This window comes from Campylobacter portucalensis (assembly GCF_009690845.1).
GTDB classification, from domain to species: Bacteria; Campylobacterota; Campylobacteria; order Campylobacterales; family Campylobacteraceae; genus Campylobacter_B; species Campylobacter_B portucalensis.
Window position 1 is genome coordinate 1 of the sequence record NZ_VWSJ01000001.1, and the last position, 16,411, is coordinate 16,411.

A 16,411-nucleotide genomic window follows, 5' to 3' on the forward strand; every position below is an offset into this window, starting at 1 on the left:
GATAAAAAGCAAGATAAAAAGCAAGATAACAACTAAAATTATAACGCCTAATTTACTGCGACTATAACCATAAAAGTTATAACAAAAGCTGATATTATTGGAAGTATCTCTTGAATTAAATTTGTAAATTTAGGTAAAAATTTATGAAACAACACACCTAAAATAATAGGCAAAATCACAACCCAAACTATGCTTAAAAACATATTTAATAAATTTATATCTATGCTTTTACTTATTAAAATTTTAGTTAAAAATGGCGATAAAAAAGTAGTACAACTTGTAATAGCAACCAAAAGCCGCATCGCCTCTATTTAAGTAAGTAATAGCATTTAAACTATTTTCAACCAAAATAACGCTAATTGCTAAAGCAAGGGGTAAATAAAAATTTCAATTAAAATAAAACCAAAAAAGGAATTATAATAAACTAATTCCCACAATAACAAATTTTGGTCTAATTAAAAACTCTTTAAAATCATCAATTTTTACAGTAAGCCCCATACCAAACATATAAGTTATGCACAAGGCTAAAAATATCTTTTGCTAAATTTGGATGATATAGAGCAAACAAAGTGCCGCAAATTACCAAAATAGCAATATATCTTACAAATATATCAACTACTTTTTAGCACTTATCTTCTTAAATTTAAATAGCTATTTAAAGCCCCTACATAAGCCTTAGCACTTGCTAACATAGTATCTACATCAAGACCGTGTCCAATAACAGTTTTTTGACCCTCAAATTCAACTTTAACAACAACTCTAGCAACAGCGTCTTTCCCTTTTGTAACAGCTCCAACTTGGTAATCTTTCAAAACACCAGTTATTTTTGTTATCCTGTCTATAGATTTAAAAATTCCATCAACCAAACCATTACCTAAAGCAGAATCACTAATAAATTCATCATTATATTTAATCGTCAAACTTGCACTTGCATGACCTTTATTGCAAGAATTAACGCTTAAAGTTACAATCTCATAAATTTCAGGTATTTTTACTAACTCATCTGAAATCAAAGCCCTAATATCATCATCATAGATATCTTTTTTCTTATCGGCTAAAATTTTAAATTTTTCAAAAGCTGAGTTTAACTCATCTTCGCTAGGCTCAAAACCTAAAAATTTTAACTTATCCTTAAAAGCGTGTCTGCCTGAATGTTTGCCTAAGACAATGTTATCATTTTCAAGCCCAATATCACAAGATTTTATAATCTCATAAGTCTCAGGATGTTTTAAAACACCATCTTGATGAATTCCGCTTTCATGTAAAAATGCATTTTTGCCAACTATTGCCTTATTTGCTTGTGGCTCCATTCCTGTTATATTAGCAACTAATCTTGAAGTAGGATAAATTTCTTTTGTATTTATATCGGTATATAAATTTTTAAAAATATCTTTTCTGGTTTTTATCGCCATTACAACCTCTTCAAGTGCTGCATTTCCAGCCCTTTCACCTATACCATTTATAGTGCATTCTACCTGTCTAGCACCTGCCATCACGCCAAATAAACTATTTGCCGTAGCCAATCCTAAATCGTTGTGATTATGTACAGATATAATCGCTCTATCTCCTACAAATTCCCTCATTTGTTTAATAAAATCATAAATTTCATTTGGAAGTCTATAGCCAACTGTATCTGGTAAATTTATCGTCGTTGCTCCTGCATTGATAGCTACATCAACTACCTCTTTTAAAAAACTTATCTCGCTTCTGCCCGCATCTTCACAGCTAAACTCAACATCATCAACAAAAGTTTTAGCATATTTCACCGCGTTTTCAGCTATTTTTATAACCTCGCTTGGGGATTTTTTAAGCTTAAATTCCATATGTATTGGACTTGTTGCAATAAAAGTGTGAATTCGTCTGTTTTTGGCTGGAGAAATGGCCTCTCCTGCTGCTTTTATATCTTTCTCGACCGCCCTTGCTAATGAACACACATTTATTTTTGAGCTTACCTTTGCTATCTCATTTATGGCCTCAAAATCTCCTGGACTTGCAGCTGCAAAACCTGCTTCTATAACATCAACGCCTAATTTTTCAAGTTGCAATGCAAGCCTTATTTTTTCCCCCGAATTCATAGAAGCTCCTGGGCTTTGCTCACCATCTCTTAATGTTGTATCAAATATTATTATCTTGTTATCCATTTTATATCCTTGTAATTTTGTTTTAAAAAGCTAAATTTAGCAACGAATTTTTAAAATAAACTTAGAATTTACAGCAGGTTTAGGAGAGATAGTTTGTATAATTTTATGTGGTTTTTTATTTTATTTTGCATATTTTCTCCTAAATAATAAATTTTATTGATTCTACTACCTTTTTTTAAATTTTGCAAGGTATATTGTATAAACTGCCCTAAAAATTCCATAAAATATATAAATTGTCGTCAAAACTACAAAAAATTCAATCGGTCTAATATATAAAATCGATAAAATCAAAATTGCAATCACTAAAATTTTACCGAATTTATTGCCCTTAAAATTTATCTTTTTAAAGCTTGGATAGCGTATATTACTAACCATCAAAATTCCTAAAATAAACATCAAAACTATCAAAATCCAATACATATTGATTTTGTGCTCGATATAAAAATTTATCCAAATACAAATAGATATCGCAGCTGTTGGTATGGGAAGTCCTATAAAAACATTTGGCTCATTTTGACTAGTAGTTATATTAAATCTTGCAAGTCTAATAGCTCCAAAAACTACAAAAATACCTGTAGCAAGAGAGCCGATTTTACCAAATTCATTTCCAACAAAAGTATAAAAAAGAACCGCTGGCGCAACCCCAAAAGCAACTATATCAGCAAAAGAGTCAAACTCTACTCCAAATTTAGATGTAGTATTGGTAAGTCTTGCAACCCTACCATCAAGACCATCTAAAAGTAAAGATATAAATACATATATAATCGCTTTTTGATAATTTCCATTCATAGAATTTATCACACTTAAAATTCCAAAAAAACAGCTAGAGGCTGTAAATAAATTAGGAATCACATACATAATGTGGGATTGCTTTTTTTCCATTTTTATGCCTTATGTTTTGCTTGCTCTAAATCTTCGTTCTCTTCTTCATTTATAACTAAACGACTTGTTAGGTTATTTTCAACCTCATACTCTGATATTATATTTCTAACTCTTTGACCATCTATCGTTTCTTCTTCGTAAAGTGCTTTTACCATATTTTCAATAGCACCTTTATAATCTTCAAGAGTTTTAACAACTACATCAAATCTCTCATCAAGTATAGTCTTTACGCTTTCATCTAATTTCTCAGCCATCTTTTCGCTATAATCTTTTATAGTTTGACCTGTCAAAAATGTATTTCTTTGTTTTTCTAAAACCATAAGTCCTGCAACATCACTCATTCCATACATTGAAATCATTGCTTTTATAATATCAGTTGCTCTTTCTAGATCATTGCTTGCACCTGTTGAAATCTCTTTTATAAAAACTTTTTCAGCAGCTCTTCCGCCCAAAAGCACATCAACTTCTGCAATTAATTCGTGATACTGCATTAAAAATTTATTTTCTTCAGGGGCATTAAGGGTATAGCCTAAAGCCGCTAAGCCTCGCGGTATTATAGAGACTTTTGTAACCTTTTTAGCGCCTTTTGTAACTTCAGCTATTAAAGCATGCCCGCACTCGTGATAAGCAACAATCCTCTTTTCTTTTGGATTAACGCGACGCGATTTCTTTTCAAGCCCTGCTATACTTCTTTCAACTGCTTCTATTAAATCTTCTTGCTCTACAAATTCCTTCTCGCCTCGTCCTGCAAGAAGGGCTGCTTCATTTACTACATTTTCTAAATCTGCTCCAGCAAGCCCTGTTGTAAGTCTTGCAATCTCTTCAATATCTACATTTTTTGAAATTTTAACACCCTTCATATGAATCTTTAAAATATCCATCCTGCCCTTAAAATCAGGTCTATCAACTAAAACTTGCCTATCAAAACGCCCTGGTCTTAAAAGTGCTGCATCTAAAATTTCAGGTCTATTAGTTGCTGCCATAACAATAACTGGCGATCTATCCGCATCAAATCCATCCATTTCTGATAAAAGCTGATTTAAGGTTTGTTCTCTCTCATCATTTCCACCCATTGGCGAGCTTGATCTGCTCTTTCCAATCGCATCAATCTCATCTATAAAAACAATGGATGGTGCTTCTTTTTTAGCGTTTTCAAACAAATCTCTAACCCTGCTAGCCCCAACTCCAACAAACATCTCTATAAAACTTGACGCTGCAATACTAAAAAACGGCACACTCGCCTCTCCTGCAACGGCTTTTGCAAGCAAGGTTTTACCAGTGCCTGGAGGTCCAACTAGTAAAATTCCTTTTGGAATTTTAGCTCCAAGACGAAGGTATTTTTCAGGATTTTTTAGATAATCAACTATTTCTTGTACCTCTTCTTTTGCTTCTTCCACACCTGCAACATCGCTAAATTTAACATTTGGTTTTTCGGAATTTACTAATTTTTTGCTACTGCCAATCCCTAAAATTCCACCGCCAACTTTTTTTTGCATTCTACTTACTAAAAGCATCCAAATTCCAAAAAAGATAAAAATTGGAATAACCCAAGTAAATAACATATCGGTTAAAAAATTCGTTTCACTATAAGAAGCATATGGAATTTTTGCCTCATCCAAAATAGCAACCAACCCTGGATCTTGCACCTTTCTAGCAACAAAAACACCATTATTGCTTTGTGCTTTAACTGTAGTTTGACCTATAAAAACTTTTGAGACTTGATTATTTTGCACCAAATTTTTAAATTCAGAATAAGCTATGTTTTTACTACTATTAAAATTACCAAAACTATCATTAGGAGATAACATCCTAAAAATAGCAACTGCTAAAACTACAAAAATAATAAACATCAATACTGGATTTTGATTAAAAAAATTGTTTTTGTTTTGATTTTGATTATTCAAATTTAGTCCTTTCTTTTAAATACAACACTTACCCACTCGTTTTGTTGCATAACTTCAAGTAAGGTAAGATCTTTAAATTCACTTTTTATCCTATCTAAATATTTATCTAAAATACCAGATAATATTAAAATTCCACCTAAATTTAGAGAATTTATCAGCTCCTTTTTTAGCATAAAAATAATATCTGCTATCAAATTTGCCACTACTAAATCATATTTTTTTTCTAATTTTGCTATACTTCCAACCCAAATTTCATCTAAATTTACATCGTTTTTTAGAGCGTTTTGTTTTGTTGAAGAAATCGCTATTTCATCGGTATCGCAAGCACTTACATTTAAGCCAAATTTAGCCATAGAAATACTTAAAATTCCACTTCCGCAACCAACATCAAGAGCTGTTTTGCAACCTTTTTTATGCTTTTGAATTAGCTCTAAACACATATTTGTGCTTTCATGATGACCTGAGCCAAAAGCAAGTCCTGGATCTATAATGATATTTAAAAATCCATCTTTTTTTTCTTGCCAGCTTGGATGTATATATAAATCACCTACATTTATAGGTTTCACTCCTTTTTTATACTCATCTATCCAATCGATATTTTTTTTAGTTTCTGAGTGTAAATTTAAATCGATATCTAAATTTAGTGTTTTTTGGAGAGCATTTTTATATTCTATTAATGCAAATTCTAAATTTTTTAAATCCTCACCATCTCTTACTATAAAAAATCCATCACCCATTTCAACTGCACTTACGCCAATTTCAAAAGCAAATTCTCTAAAAAATTCCAAAGCATTTTTGCTACTAACTTTTAACTCAAAATAAATATCATCCATAAAAATAATTTTACCTTTAAATTTTAAACAATAAAAATCTTATTTTACAAAAATTTTTATCAAATTTCAATTAGTTTAAAAACTTCTTGTAAATTTATATGACCCTCATAATACGCCTTGCCAATTATCACACCATAAATTTCATCTATTTTTTGCAAATTTATAATATCATTTATATCTTTTACTCCGCCACTTGCGATAGTTTTTTTACCGCTTTTTAAAGCTATATTTTTTGCAAACTCGCTATTTACGCCACTTAGCATTCCATCTTTTGAAATATCGGTACAAATTATCGCATCAACATCACTATCTTTATAAATTCTAGCCAATTCTAAAGCACTAATTTTACTTACATCTGCCCAACCCTGAACTGCAACAAATCCATCTCTTGCATCAATTCCAACAGCAATTTTATAAACTTTAGCTAAATTTTTAGTCAATTCAATATCATTTAAAGCAGTCGAGCCTAAAATAAAGCGTTTTACTCCTAAATTTTGATACTTCTTTATATCATTTTCATCTCTTATACCGCCGCCAACTTCTATTTTTAAATTTGTAGATTTTGCAATCTCTTCTATAACCTTAAAATTTACTGCCATACCTTTAAATGCACCATCTAAATCAACTATATGTAACCATTTAGCACCAAAATCTTCAAATTTTTTAGCCAAATCACTTGGGTTTTTTGAGTAAATTTTAGCCGTATTCATATCCCCTTTGCTAAGCCTAACAGCAAAACCATCTTTTAAATCAATTGCTGGTAAAATTTCCATTTAAATCTCCATAAAATTTTTAATAATCCTAAGCCCTGCTTCGTGGCTTTTTTCGGGATGAGGTTGAAAAGCAAAAACATTATCTTTACTGACTGCACTTACAAAATCATAACCATAAAAAGTAGTAGCTAAAATATCATTTTCATCACAATTTTTAACGTGAAATGAGTGAGTGAAATACAAATAAGTGGGTGATTTTATTTCGTTTAAAATATCAGAATTTTTCTTAAAATTTAAGGTATTCCAACCAACATGAGGAATTTTTAAATTTTGACAATCAAATTTCACGATATCACCTTTTAAAACTCCAAGCCCATCAACTACGCCAAATTCAAATCCTCTCTCAAATAAAAGCTGCATTCCTAAACATATCCCTAAAAATGGCTTTTTTTGAGATATAAACTCTTTAATAGCTAAATCTAAATCATCTTTTCTTAAAAGCTCTATAGCTTTTTTAAAAGCTCCAACACCTGGAAGAACGATTTTATCGCATTTTAACAACAAAGAGCCATCTTTTATAATCTCTACTTTTACGCCACAAAACTCAAAAGCATTTACCACGCTTTTTAAATTTCCAGCTCCATAATCAATAACTCCTATCTTCAAATAAAGCCTTTCTTGTAATATAAATATACCCACCAAGACATATCACTAAAAATGCCACAACAGCAATCAAAAGCACTGGATATACTATTTTTTCAGGTGAAGTCATAGCAAATTTAAACACAAGCATCAATGCTTCTATTGCAAGAGCAATTATGATTGATGAGAGAAATTTTATCATCGTTTTTGAATTTGTGCTATTTTTTTCATTTTTGCCTAAAATTTCCTCTTCAAAATACGCCTTTATTAGATCTAAAATGGCAAGAGATAGGGTTAAAAGTATGGTTGATTCAAAAATTTTAGATGTATCATTGAGATTAAAATTTGTAAAAATTATACTCTTAACACCAAAATAAAATAAAATTCCAGCAACAATAAAAAGAGTAAGGCTTATCAAAAAATAAGAAATTCTAGATACTTTTCCAAAAATACTATCCACAGAACTTGGATTGATAAGCTTTAATACATCTTCTAATAAAATATCACAACAAATAACAAACTTAAGCTCTTTTTTATCAGAATAAATAGGCATTGCCATACTCACACAAAGCTTGCTATCATAAGAATTTGGGTATGGTTGTGAAAGATAGGCTTTTTTTCTTTGGACTGATTTTTTATAGTAACTTTTATGGCTTTGATTTTCGCCCCTTTTGCTTAAATTTATATTTAAACTTCGAGAAGAAATTTCATCTGTGATTTGATATCCATTTTTATCTAATACATAAAGACAATGGCGACAAACTAGTTCATTTGATATATTTTTGCAAGAGTTTATAAGCATTTCTTCGCTAATATCTGCTTTTAAATTTACTAAATTTTGAGAAAATATATAACTCAAATAAGCTATAAGCTTAGATTTCATTATTTTAAATTCTTCTATCTCTTTTATTATCAACTTTTATCCTTTAGTAAAGCAACTATCTTTTTAATCTATAAATTTTGACATCATCATCGAGTATAACTGGTTCAAAAAGCTCACTATCATATCTTTCTAACATAAACATTTGAACGTATGATGAATTTAACGCCACATCATCACAAATAACAAAAACTCCGCTACCTTTCATATATATAATATTTATAACACCGCTATTATTAAAATTATATTCGCTAACTTTTAGCTTAGAATTCTCATATTCTGTAACAAATAAATTTTTAACAGCAATTTTTTGAGAGTTTATTTTTATATTTTTCATATCATAACTAATTCTAAAACCATTATTTAAAAGCACCTCATTGCCTTGTTTTTCTAAAGCATAAGCGTAACTAAAAAACGGTTCTGGGTATGATTTTCCAGTTTTTAAATCTATATTTGAAAAATATGTTATAACATTAAAAATATTCATCATTCTTTTTGGTAAATAATAATAAACTTCTCTTGTTTTTCTAGGTGGCTTAAAATCTTTTGAAGATACCATATTTAAAAAATCATCAATATTGCTTGCATTATAATCTTTCATCATCTTATCAATCAAAAGCCCTTTTCCAACCCAAGAGTAATCATCGTGAGAATTATACTCTCTTTCTGTATATTCAACAGCTAATCTTGCTAAATTTGCTGATGTGATTTGATCTTTAAATAAAGATGAGCTAACTAAAAAATTATAATCTCCTGGATGCTTTGAGCCATCTACTAAGGTTTTTACATCAGCATAGTATCTAATTGGATATCCATAATCCCACCAAGATACAAAATAATCCTCTACATTTGCCATTGTTTTAAATTTATCTAAAATTTTAACTTCATTATTAAAAAATACGCTATAAGTTTTATATTCGTAGATGTGTTTTAGTGATGGATATATAGCCAAAGCAGTAACAATACTCAAAAAAGCAAATTTAAACCACTTTTTGATATTAAAAAAATCACATAAATAAACGATAAAAAATCCAAATCCAAGTCCCATTATAGGAACAGCATAAATAGTAAATCTAAGTCCTGCAAATAACGAAATAAATCCAAGCCCTAAAAATGGAAGAGATAAAATGAAGGTTTTGTTTTTTATAAATACCCAAAAAACGCCGATTAAAGATAGAAAAAATACTATAGTATGAGAGCTAATCCTTGCCATAAAAAGATCAAAATCATCAATCAATTTACCAGCTTCTTGAATTGTGTTGCTTATATTAAAAAACATAAGTTGAGTGGTTGTAGCTACAACTGAATTTCTGGTTGCATAAAATTTTAACTCAGAAAGTACAGGGCTTAATCCACCATTGAAAGCAAAAATTAAAAAACAAATAGCAAATATAGAAGCGATAATTTTTTTGTTATCTGTTTTTAAAAATATATAAAAGCATAAAAATAATAGTATAAATTTTATATAAGCACTTAAAATCATAAGCGATATAAAAAGCAAAACAAAGGCTTTATAAAGAGTTAAATTTTTTCTATCAAATATAAAAATATATAGCAAAAACATAAATGTTAAGGCTAAATTTAAACTATAAGATGACCCATACCACCAAAAATATATAATCATAAAAATTGGAGCAATTAATGCAAATTTAAGCTCTTTTTTAATCACTGCTAAAATAAGACCATACAAAATAAAGCAAGGAAGAGTTATATTCAACATATCTGTATCATAATATCCAGCCATCGTTCTATTATAATAACTATGTGCAACTACGCTTATTAAAGCAGCAATAAATCCAGCTTCTGTTTTTTTAAATTCTTTTGCTATTAAAATTAAAGGTATAACAACTAAAGAGCTAAAAACAGAACTCATATGCAAAATGATAGTTTCTAATTTAAAAGGAGTTATAAAATATAATAAAGCCGTAACCTTAGATAATAACTGATCTACATAACTCAAATCATGTGGCTGATGAAAACCAGCTATTAGATCTCTAGCTCCTTCTGCAAAAACATAGCCATCATTTGTGTTTATCATAATTTGATCATTAAAAATCATCTCATCATATCCACCTGCCCAATATACCCAATAATACCTAGCCAAAATTCCAAATACAAAAGAAATAATCATAAAAATAATCGCCCATGATTTTGTATTAAAATCAATGCTATCTCTCATTTTAATCCTTTATAAATTTTCAAAGTTTATTTAAATTTTCAATTATACTAATTGAGATTTAAACAAACCTAAAACCATTATATTTTTTATGATTGTTTTAAATTTGTTCAAACTCTATAATATTAATGCCTAAATTTTTCATTATTTCGTATAGATTTTTAAAGCATCTAATCTCGCTTTGATTATCTATATAAATGGCATTTAAATTTAAACAATTCATATTTGACAAAATAAATAAAGACGTAGAAAAAAATCCATAAATTTCATATTTTATAGAACTATCTTTTTTAATTTCATTAATAATATAATCTTCTATAATCAAATCAGTTTTTATGTAATTTACATTTTTGATTTTATACTCTTCTCTAGGATGCGGCATATAAAAATCAATTTTAAATTTATCTATTAAATTCTCAATCAAAGCCTTATTTTTAGATAAATTTGATTCATAAATTGGCTGACCCAAAAAAATCTTTACAACTTTTTTATTTTTTGTATCGCTAAAATCATCAAAATCAAAAAGCTTTATAAATTTAGTATTATTAAAAACATTTTTTAAATTTTCAAATATCGTATAGTGCATTTTTGAGTTTTTTGTTATATATTCATTATCAAAATCGCTAAATTTAAAAACAAATTTTTTGATAACATAAACGATTTTTGCCTTGAAGCTTCTATTTTTAAAAGATGAAAAAATCTGATCGTAATTTGTTATATTTGCCGCACCATCATCAAATGTATAAAAATTTTGAAATTTAAGAGTATTTAATACAATCCAAAGTCCAATCGCCGTCCAATTTGCAAAAAAGATATTTTGATATTTTTTATTTTTAGCAAATTTATAAATAGAAAAATTAATTTTCATCCTTTCGATTATATTTGCAAATTGCTTAAATTCTATAACCTTTACGCTTTTTGGTTTTGGATGAAAATTTTTTATATAAAAATCCAACTTTTTGTTTTTATGATCTTTTAAAACCAAAAGTTCAAACTCATCGCTATGATAAGTTTTTATAATTTCTTGAGAGATTAAAATTTGAAGTGGTGTAAAACAGATAAATAAATTCAATTTCTCTCCTTGCAAATTCTAACTTGATAATATAAAAGTGGAAGTATAGCTAAATTTGATACAATCATAGCAAATGGAACAAATTTAATCCCAAATTTAGAAGCAATAAATAAAATTATTAAATAAATAACAGTTGAGATAACAGAACAAACTGAAATAATGCTATTTTTAGAGTAAAAAAACAAATAATTTACTAAAACTAAATACGCTGGAATAAATCCAATTCCTATTAAAAACATTAAAGCAAAATACTTAACACCATCAAACTCATCTCCTAAGAATAAGATAAAAACTGAATTTGGCACAAAACTAACTAAAAGTGCTGGAACAAAAAATAAAATAAAGCAAACAAAAGCTATTTTAATAACCAAATATTTATTTAACTTTTTATTCTTTAAGTTTTCAAAAAAATATGGAATAATTGCTTTATTTGCTGAGTTTATAACCATACTGAAAATAGAAGCTAGCATAAATCCAGCCGCGTAAATTCCAAGCTCTTTTGATGAAAAAAACTGATAAATAAATATCCTATCAAATTGCCCTTTTGTAAATCCACTTAAATGATGAAGCACTAAAGGAAGTCCAAAGCTAAAGATATAAATAAGATTTGATTTAAAAATTTTTTTACTTAGTTTTAATTTAAATCCTTTTTTTCTAAACATTGTATAAGCAAAAATAGCTGTTATAAATGAACCTAAAAAAATAGCAAAAAATCTATAAATTACTAAATTTTCGCTTGCTTTTTCTAAAATTAAAATAGTTAAAATCGTAACCAAAACTGATCCAAAAATTTGTATTTTGATATATTCAAATGGCTCTTTTTGACACTGACGAAGTGCTAATTGCACTGCTAAAAGTGCATTTACAAATGAAATCGTAGCAAGCAGCATAAAAATAATTGATGAATTAAATAAAGCTACTATAAATATAACTCCTGATATAAAAAAAGCATAAATATACCCACTTACTACTAAATTGTTTAAATTTCTTTTTCCATAAAAATAGTAATACCTTGCAACTGCCCCATCTTGACACATCCCAACAACTATGCCAAACAAAGTTAAAAATGCAGTGTAATAAGCCATCTCCCCATACCCACTAGCACCTAATTTTCTAGTTAAATAAGGCATCAATAAAAATGGTGGAATTTGAGCTATAATTTGTCCAAATAGATAGATAAAGCTATCTTTAAAAAGTCTATTCATAAAGGCTCTTTTTGTAAATTTTGCTTTTTAAATTTATACTCATAAAATGCCTTTTTTGTATCATAATTTTCAATTTTCTTGCTCGCATATATGGCTAAATTTGATTTGAGAATTTTTCGTTATATCATTCTTAGCAACTTTGCCTAATAATTTATAATAATCATCTGCATTAAAATCCCCATTTCCAGGGCGTTTTACCCATAAATTTTCTCTACTTAAAATCTCTCCTTTTTTTATATCTCTATCAGCCACAACTGAAGCAAAAGCAAAATCTTTTGTAGGCTTTTCATCCGCTATAATCTCATCTTTCTTGCCACCTCGCATCTGTTTTAAGGCTTTTGAGGCATAATTTAATTCTTTAAAAGCACTCTCATCCATCGAACAAACTATATCAGGACCAACTCTATCTACCGTATCAGTATAATGTCTCTCAACTATACTTGCGCCAATTGCTATCGCTCCAATGCAAGCAAGATTGTTTGTAGTATGATCGCTTAAGCCAATAACCGCATCTGGAAAATTAGCGGCTAACTCTTTCATCGCTCCAAGCCTAACATCTTTATATTTAGTTGGATAGACATTTGTGCAGTGAAGCAGGGCATATGGTACTTTTGCAGCTCTTATAATTTGGACTGATTTTTTGATACTTTCAATGCTATTCATTCCAGTTGATAAAATAATTGGCTTTTTAAACGAAGCAATTAATTCAATTAATGGATAGTTGTTACACTCACCTGAACCGATTTTATAAGCTGGGATATTCATTTTCTCTAACCTTAAAGCTGCAGCTCTTGAAAAAGGAGTTGAGATAAAAATCATTTTTTTACTTTCAACATATTTTTGAAGCTTTATCTCATCATCTTCATTTAAAGCACACCTTTTCATGATCTCATAAATACTAACATCTGCATTGCCTGGTATTACGTTTTTAGCTTCATCGCTCATCTCATCTTCTATGATATGAGTTTGGTGTTTTATGATTTTTGCTCCAGCCCTTGCTGCACTATCAACCATTTCAAAAGCTGTTTTTAAGCTTCCTTCGTGATTTATACCAATTTCACAAATAATTAATGGGTCGTGTTTATATCCAACTTTTAGTCCCGCTATTTCAAATTCGACATTTTCATTCATTTTATTAATCCTTTAATAACCTTTATGATTTTATTTTTTAAAAAAAGCTTTATTTCGCTAAGCCACGAAGATGTGCTGCTCCCCCCCCTCAATAGTTTTTAAGGTATGGATAAATTCTTTTTTATAGCCACTATAGTTTTTATTGAAATTTATAAATTCAAGTGGATCGCTCATTTTAATATCATATTTTTTAAAAATTTCATCAAGTAAAATCAATCTACTAAAAACTATAAATATCCAAGTTTTAGGATAATAATTTGAGTTTTTATTATTTTTAAAATCATAAACTCCAAATCCAAAATCCTTTTTTTGAAATTTCATATGATAATAAGCTGTTAGGCTATTATTTACTTTAAAATTTTCATCGCTATAAAAGGTGTATTTTTTTGGAAAATTTAAATACTCGCAAGTTTTGCCTTTTTTAAATTTTATCTCATCACTCATTTTAAATATGCATAAATCCCCATTAAGCCCACAAAAAATAGATTCACTTAGGCAATAAATTTTTGAATTTTGCATAATTATATTTATCCCGCTTAATTTTATAAACTCATTATCTTTCAATTTTGAAAAGCACTCTTTTATAAGCGGAATTTTTTCTTTATCTAAAATAATATCGCCATCAATCTTTAAAGCCCATTTTTTAGTTGTTTTACTCAGTGTAAAATTATAATAATTTACTAAGCTTTGATAATCATCTTCTTCTAACTCTTTAAAATTATCGCTTCCTTGAGAGAATACTTTTGGCAAATAGTGATAAGCTTTTAATTTTTGTGGATATTTTTTAAATGAATTTGTTAAAATTTCTTCCGTGTTATCGCTAGAGTCATTAAAAACTACTATTAATTCATCAACTAAATCTATCCAACTATCAATTACTTGCTCTAAAAACTCCCCTTCATTTTTGCACCGTATAAAGCCACTAAGCCCATCGCTTCTATCTTTGCAAGGCATAAATTTAACATCTGGATTTTGAATTTCTATAATCATTTTATATCCTTTAAAGCTAAATTTGCTCTTTTTAAATCCTCTAAATTATCAATATCAATGCTTGAGTTTTCATCCATTTCGTAAATATTAATCGGCTCGACAAAAAATCGTTTGTGTTTTAGCAAATCGCTCACCAAATTTATATAAATCGCTCCATTTGGCACAAAAGCAGGAGGTAAATTTTGCCTTGGAGACTCTAAATCTTTTAAATTTCTAATAGCTTTAAATTCGTTATCATCAAAAATTAAGCTTTTTAATGGATGATGAGAGGCTTTTTTAACTGAGATTAAAGAGCCTAATTTATTTTTTTTAAACTCATTAAAAGCTTCTTTTATGTGAAATTCGCTTCTTAAAGGGCTTGTTGGCTGAAGTAAGATACAAATTCCATCATTTAAATTTAACTCATTTAAAGCGTGTATTAAAGCGTCAATTGAAGTTACACTATCGCCTGCTAAATTTAAAGGTCTATTTATAACTTTTGCGCCAAATTTAAGGGCTTCATTTTTTAAATTTTCCCCATCAGTTGAAACTATAATCTCATCAAAAATTTCACTATTTTTTGCTCCTATTATCGCTCTAGCTAAAAGTGAAAACTCTCCAACCCTAGCTAAGTTTTTATCTTTTATCCCTTTTGATCCACTTCTTGCTAAGATAACTGCTATAACTTTACTCATAAAATCTCTTTTGGATATTAGTTTGCCAAATTTCATCATTATTTATAAATTTATCAAATTCACTAACACTGTTGCCGCTTCCAAATTCATTTGTAAATTTAGGATTAAACTTATCTAAACTTTTTATTGCTTTTAAAATCTCATCACTTTTATAGCTCACATTTAAAACTACTCCATCTTTGATTCTGCCATTTTGTCTAGTGCCTACATTTATCGTTTTAACCTTATAAAATGGTGCTTCTCTAATACCTGCACTTGAATTACCGATGATAAATTTAGCATTTTTCAGCAAAGTTAAAAAATATTCAAATCTAATTGAAGGAAAAATTTTAAAATTTGATAACTCTTTTAAATTTGAAATTTCATCTATAATAAATTTTGAACCGCTATCGTTATTTGGATAGATTATAATATAATTTAAATCGCTTTTTTTCAAAGCATCAAAGTAGTTTTTTGTATAAATTTCTAAATTTTTAGTTTCAGTTGTTACTGGATGGAACAAAGAAAGCGCGTAATCTTTAAAATTAATTTCATAATGATTTAGCGCCTCGCTTAAATTTGGCAAATCATCACTTGCCATCACATCTAAATCAGGTGAGCCTATGATAAAAATAGTTTTTTTATCTTCGCCCATTTTTATAAGGCGATTTTTAGCCTCTTTGTTTGCAACTAAATGAAGATGTGAAAACTTACTTACTGCATGGCGAATGCTCTCATCAATCGTTCCTGAAATTTCTCCACCTTCAATATGGCAAACTAAAGTATTAGAAAACGCCCCTGCAATGGCACCTGAGAGTGCTTCTAGCCTATCGCCGTGGATAAAAATCATATCAGGATTTATCTCATCAAAAAATCTTGAAAAAAGATTAATGGTATTAGCAGTAACTGAACTCATTGGCTCGTTTTTAAATTGATTGCTAGCTAGATAGATGTTTTTATAGTTGTGATTTAAAATTTCTCTAAAAGTTCCACCATAAATCTCCATCATATGCATACCAGTAACTATTAAGTAAAGCTCAAATTTAGAGCTTTTTTCAACATAATTTAATAATGGCTTAATCTTACCAAAATCAGCCCTAGTTCCAGTTATGAAAAGAAGTTTTTTCAAAATTTTCCTTTTTTTTGCATTGATTGTTTTTACTGAAATAACAAAAATTATGTTACCAAA

At 28.7% G+C, this 16,411-nt stretch carries 15 protein-coding genes; all 15 read right to left on the reverse strand.

What is annotated here, in order from left to right:
• Positions 1–47 precede the first annotated feature (47 nt).
• The 15 genes from F1B92_RS00005 to neuC all read right to left on the reverse strand — a co-directional run bounded on the left by F1B92_RS00005 (position 48) and on the right by neuC (position 16,351).
• On the reverse strand, positions 48–302 hold the full coding sequence (locus tag F1B92_RS00005; protein ID WP_154569870.1) for a bile acid:sodium symporter: 255 nt from the start codon (positions 300–302) through the stop codon (positions 48–50).
• 327 nt (positions 303–629) lie between these two features.
• Positions 630–2,141 (reverse strand): 2-isopropylmalate synthase, encoded by a 1,512-nt coding sequence (locus tag F1B92_RS00010; protein WP_154569871.1) that lies wholly within the window; start codon positions 2,139–2,141, stop codon positions 630–632.
• A gap of 165 nt (positions 2,142–2,306) precedes the next feature.
• On the reverse strand, positions 2,307–3,023 hold the full coding sequence (gene pssA / locus F1B92_RS00015) for a CDP-diacylglycerol--serine O-phosphatidyltransferase (protein WP_154569872.1): 717 nt from the start codon (positions 3,021–3,023) through the stop codon (positions 2,307–2,309).
• Between the two features lie 2 nt (positions 3,024–3,025).
• Positions 3,026–4,927: an ATP-dependent zinc metalloprotease FtsH gene (ftsH, locus tag F1B92_RS00020; protein WP_407643620.1), complete on the reverse strand. Its 1,902-nt coding sequence runs from the start codon at positions 4,925–4,927 to the stop codon at positions 3,026–3,028.
• A gap of 2 nt (positions 4,928–4,929) precedes the next feature.
• Positions 4,930–5,760 carry a 50S ribosomal protein L11 methyltransferase gene (locus tag F1B92_RS00025; protein WP_154569873.1) on the reverse strand — a complete coding sequence of 277 codons (831 nt, stop codon included), beginning with the start codon at positions 5,758–5,760 and terminating at the stop codon, positions 4,930–4,932.
• Between the two features lie 59 nt (positions 5,761–5,819).
• Positions 5,820–6,533, reverse strand: coding sequence for a 1-(5-phosphoribosyl)-5-[(5-phosphoribosylamino)methylideneamino]imidazole-4-carboxamide isomerase (gene hisA / locus F1B92_RS00030; protein ID WP_154569874.1), 714 nt, complete (start codon positions 6,531–6,533; stop codon positions 5,820–5,822).
• A complete protein-coding gene (gene hisH / locus F1B92_RS00035; RefSeq protein WP_154569875.1) occupies positions 6,534–7,139 on the reverse strand; it encodes an imidazole glycerol phosphate synthase subunit HisH in 606 nt (201 codons plus the stop codon).
• Complete coding sequence (locus tag F1B92_RS00040) at positions 7,120–8,031, reverse strand: PDC sensor domain-containing protein (protein WP_154569876.1); 912 nt, start codon at positions 8,029–8,031, stop codon at positions 7,120–7,122. The genes hisH and F1B92_RS00040 overlap by 20 nt, the downstream gene beginning before the upstream one ends.
• Before the next feature lie 22 nt (positions 8,032–8,053).
• Positions 8,054–10,174 carry an STT3 domain-containing protein gene (locus F1B92_RS00045; protein ID WP_154569877.1) on the reverse strand — a complete coding sequence of 707 codons (2,121 nt, stop codon included), beginning with the start codon at positions 10,172–10,174 and terminating at the stop codon, positions 8,054–8,056.
• A 97-nt stretch (positions 10,175–10,271) separates the two neighbouring features.
• Positions 10,272–11,243, reverse strand: a complete 972-nt coding sequence (locus F1B92_RS00050) for a glycosyltransferase family 52 (RefSeq protein WP_195836258.1) — start codon at positions 11,241–11,243, stop codon at positions 10,272–10,274.
• Positions 11,240–12,448 (reverse strand): oligosaccharide flippase family protein, encoded by a 1,209-nt coding sequence (locus tag F1B92_RS00055; protein WP_154569879.1) that lies wholly within the window; start codon positions 12,446–12,448, stop codon positions 11,240–11,242. Before F1B92_RS00055 ends, F1B92_RS00050 begins: the two co-directional genes overlap by 4 nt.
• 69 nt (positions 12,449–12,517) lie before the next feature.
• Positions 12,518–13,579 (reverse strand): N-acetylneuraminate synthase family protein, encoded by a 1,062-nt coding sequence (locus F1B92_RS00060; RefSeq protein WP_154569880.1) that lies wholly within the window; start codon positions 13,577–13,579, stop codon positions 12,518–12,520.
• A gap of 57 nt (positions 13,580–13,636) precedes the next feature.
• Positions 13,637–14,569 carry a glycosyltransferase gene (locus F1B92_RS00065; protein ID WP_154569881.1) on the reverse strand — a complete coding sequence of 311 codons (933 nt, stop codon included), beginning with the start codon at positions 14,567–14,569 and terminating at the stop codon, positions 13,637–13,639.
• Positions 14,566–15,243, reverse strand: coding sequence for an acylneuraminate cytidylyltransferase family protein (locus F1B92_RS00070; protein WP_195836259.1), 678 nt, complete (start codon positions 15,241–15,243; stop codon positions 14,566–14,568). Before F1B92_RS00070 ends, F1B92_RS00065 begins: the two co-directional genes overlap by 4 nt.
• Positions 15,236–16,351 carry a UDP-N-acetylglucosamine 2-epimerase gene (neuC, locus tag F1B92_RS00075; RefSeq protein WP_154569883.1) on the reverse strand — a complete coding sequence of 372 codons (1,116 nt, stop codon included), beginning with the start codon at positions 16,349–16,351 and terminating at the stop codon, positions 15,236–15,238. Before neuC ends, F1B92_RS00070 begins: the two co-directional genes overlap by 8 nt.
• Positions 16,352–16,411 lie beyond the last annotated feature (60 nt).

Excerpts from the sequence above, each read along its gene's own strand:
- F1B92_RS00055 (WP_154569879.1), bottom strand. The coding sequence starts at position 12,448 with ATGAATAGACTTTTTAAAGATAGCTTTATCTATCTATTTGGACAAATT.
- F1B92_RS00065 (WP_154569881.1), bottom strand. The coding sequence starts at position 14,569 with ATGATTATAGAAATTCAAAATCCAGATGTTAAATTTATGCCTTGCAAA.
- F1B92_RS00045 (WP_154569877.1), bottom strand. The coding sequence starts at position 10,174 with ATGAGAGATAGCATTGATTTTAATACAAAATCATGGGCGATTATTTTT.
- hisA (WP_154569874.1), bottom strand. The coding sequence starts at position 6,533 with ATGGAAATTTTACCAGCAATTGATTTAAAAGATGGTTTTGCTGTTAGG.
- F1B92_RS00005 (WP_154569870.1), bottom strand. The coding sequence starts at position 302 with ATGCGGCTTTTGGTTGCTATTACAAGTTGTACTACTTTTTTATCGCCA.
- pssA (WP_154569872.1), bottom strand. The coding sequence starts at position 3,023 with ATGGAAAAAAAGCAATCCCACATTATGTATGTGATTCCTAATTTATTT.
- F1B92_RS00010 (WP_154569871.1), bottom strand. The coding sequence starts at position 2,141 with ATGGATAACAAGATAATAATATTTGATACAACATTAAGAGATGGTGAG.
- F1B92_RS00025 (WP_154569873.1), bottom strand. The coding sequence starts at position 5,760 with ATGGATGATATTTATTTTGAGTTAAAAGTTAGTAGCAAAAATGCTTTG.
- F1B92_RS00060 (WP_154569880.1), bottom strand. The coding sequence starts at position 13,579 with ATGAATGAAAATGTCGAATTTGAAATAGCGGGACTAAAAGTTGGATAT.
- F1B92_RS00070 (WP_195836259.1), bottom strand. The coding sequence starts at position 15,243 with ATGAGTAAAGTTATAGCAGTTATCTTAGCAAGAAGTGGATCAAAAGGG.